The organism is uncultured Marinobacter sp. (genome assembly GCF_963974375.1).
Classification (GTDB): domain Bacteria; phylum Pseudomonadota; class Gammaproteobacteria; order Pseudomonadales; family Oleiphilaceae; genus Marinobacter.
Map to the genome: position 1 here is coordinate 1 of NZ_CAXBDN010000380.1, position 2,838 is coordinate 2,838.

The following is a 2,838-nucleotide window of genomic DNA, read 5'->3' on the forward strand; positions in this document are numbered from 1 at the left end:
GCTTTCTGGATGCGCTTATTGAATTTTACGGCAGCCGCGATGCGTTTGAAGCGCGTTGCAAAGCTGAATTTGGCGCCGGTCATGTTCCGGAGCCTACCCAACAGACCGAACCCGACCAGGCACCGGTAGCCGCAGAGGCCTGAGCGCCCGATACCGGACTTGCCACCAAAAGGTATATTGAACGTTATGACACAAGAACTTGAAACGGCCGAGCAGGCACCAGTAACGACGAATCTCGCCCAGACGACCAGTGTGCGCTTTGCCGACCTGAACCTCGACAAGCGTCTGCAGCAGGCCATTGCGTCTGTCGGTTTCGAATATTGTACGCCCATTCAGGCTGAAACATTGCCGTACACCCTTGCGTGCCACGACCTCATCGGACAGGCCCAGACCGGCACCGGCAAAACCGCCGCTTTTCTGATTACCGCCATTCAGGGCATGCTGGAAACACCGGTTCCCGACGATCAGCGTTTCGCGTCGGAACCCCGGGTGCTGGCGCTGGCACCAACCCGCGAACTGGCCATGCAGATCGCCAAAGACGCGGAGCAGCTCTGCGAGCATACCGGTCACCGGGTGGTGACGGTGGTGGGCGGTATGAATTACGACAAGCAGCGTGACCAGTTGCAGAATGAAATTGTCGATATTCTGGTTGCGACTCCCGGCCGGCTGATCGATTTCCTGGGCTCCCAGGATGTGTTCCTGGACCAGATTGACCTGCTGATTCTGGATGAGGCAGACCGGATGCTCGATATGGGCTTCATTCCGGACGTCAAGCGCATCATCCGCCGTTGCACCGACAAGGACAACCGTCAGACGCTGCTGTTCAGTGCCACCTTCAATCAGGATGTGCTGAACCTGGCGTCCATGTGGACCCACGGCGCAGAATTTATCGAAATCGAACCGCAACAGAAGACCGCGGAGCGGGTCAAGCAGACGGTTTACCTGGTGGGTGCTGATGAAAAACTGCCGGTGCTGGTGAACTATCTGAAGCGTCCCGAAGTGGAAAAGGCCATTGTCTTCGCCAATCGCCGCGATCAGTGCCGGGATCTCGATGAGGATCTGCGTAACCAGGGTGTCAAGGTAGCGCTGATGTCCGGTGAGATCGCCCAGAACAAGCGCCTGAAAACCCTGGATCAGTTCAAGCGGGGTGATATTCAGGTGCTGGTGGCCACCGACGTAGCGGGTCGCGGAATCCACGTCGAGGGCGTCAGTCACGTCTTCAATTACAATTTGCCGGACAATGCCGAAGATTATGTCCACCGCATCGGCCGCACCGGTCGCGCGGGTCAGCATGGTGTCTCCATCAGTTTTGCCGGTGAAGACGACGCCTATGCCTTGCCGGCCATCGAGTCCTACATCAGCCAGAAACTGACCACCTCAGTGCCGGAGGAAGAGTTGATGCAGGAGCTGGAGCAGCCCCTGATTCAGCGTCGTCGCGGTCGCCGCCCCCAGGGCAGCAACAGTGGTGGTCAGCGTGGACGTCCCCGTCAGCGCCGGAGCTGATCGGCAGGAGTTGGCCCGGTGATCATCGTTGCCGACGAGAACATGCCCCTGGTGGCGGAGTATTTCGGCTCCCTGGGCACCGTTCGCCGGGTTAACGGGCGTCAGCTCCGCAAACAGGATCTGATGGATGCGGATGTGCTGCTGGTCCGCTCCGTGACAGCCGTCAACAAGGCATTGCTTGATGGCACCCCGGTGCGCTTTGTGGGCACCGCGACCATCGGCACCGATCACATTGATACCGACTGGCTGGTACAACAGGGTATCCGTTTCGCGGCGGCGCCAGGTTGTAACGCTGCCAGTGTCGTACAGTATGTCTTGTCCCTTCTCGTGCTCCATGCCCAGTTCCGACATCTGGATACCCTGACCGGCCTGAAAGCGGGCATCGTCGGCGCCGGCAATGTGGGTGGCCGTCTGGCTGCCACGCTCGAGGCTCTGGGGGTCGAGGTGGTGGTGTCAGATCCACCCAGGGAGGCGGCCGGTGCCGCAACCGCTGGCCGTTATGGCCGTCTTGATGAGGTGCTGGATTGCGATCTGGTCAGTCTGCACACACCGCTGACCCGCTCCGGCCCCTGTCCGACCTTTCACTTGCTGGCGGCTCCGCAGCTGGCGGGCCTGAGGGCAGGGCAGTTGCTGGTGAACAGTGGTCGCGGCCCGGTGATCGACAACGCCGCTCTGCAACACCGGTTGTCGCTGGAAAACCCGCCAACGGTGGCTCTGGATGTCTGGGAGTGGGAGCCGGCAGTGACATCTGAGCTGGCCTCCCGGTGCTGGCTGGGAACGCCACATATCGCGGGTTACAGCCTGGAAGGCAAGTCCCGGGGCACTGATATGATCTACCGTGCCCTGTGCAGCTATCTGGGGCAGCCTCCGGCACAGCAGCTTGAAGGTTTGTTGCCACCTGCGCCGGTTTACCGGCTGCAAGCCCCTGATCTGGCGTCGCCAGTTCAGGCATTGACCCGTTCCTTGCTGGCCTGCTACGACCCGAGAGAGGATGATGCCCGGTTCCGGCCGATTCTGGCACTGCCGGAACAGGCGCAAAGAGAGGCCTTCGATGCCTTACGACGGAACTATCCGGTACGTCGCGAACCGTCGAGTGTGGCGTTGGAGATTGAGGGAGGGCCTGCCGCCGTTACGGGGCCGGTCGCCAGGGCTTTGAAAGCAGCGGGATTCCCGGTGGATTCCGCCGCTTTGCAATAATCAGGCTATGCGCGCGTTCTGTAACGCCTGAATCCGGTCTTCCAGGGGGGGATGCGTCATGAACATGGCACTGAGACCCGACCTGGCGGCTTTGTTGATACCAAATGCCTGAAGAGTGTCGGGCATCTGATCCGGCAC

2 protein-coding genes and 1 pseudogene are annotated in these 2,838 nt (G+C 60.6%); 2 read left to right on the top strand and 1 reads right to left on the bottom strand.

Annotation, left to right across the window (positions count from 1 at the left end):
- Positions 1-186 precede the first annotated feature (186 nt).
- Together AAC035_RS20360 and AAC035_RS20365 are read left to right on the top strand one after the other, a co-directional pair.
- The gene (locus AAC035_RS20360) at positions 187-1,503 is read left to right on the top strand and encodes a DEAD/DEAH box helicase (protein WP_339806940.1); all 1,317 of its coding nucleotides are present in this window, start codon (positions 187-189) and stop codon (positions 1,501-1,503) included.
- 18 nt (positions 1,504-1,521) lie between these two features.
- Positions 1,522-2,700: a 4-phosphoerythronate dehydrogenase gene (locus AAC035_RS20365; RefSeq protein WP_339806941.1), complete on the top strand. Its 1,179-nt coding sequence runs from the start codon at positions 1,522-1,524 to the stop codon at positions 2,698-2,700.
- On the opposite strand, the pseudogene AAC035_RS20370 reads toward AAC035_RS20365, so the two are convergent.
- Positions 2,701-2,838 (bottom strand): annotated as a pseudogene (locus AAC035_RS20370) (protease HtpX); the annotation flags it as partial.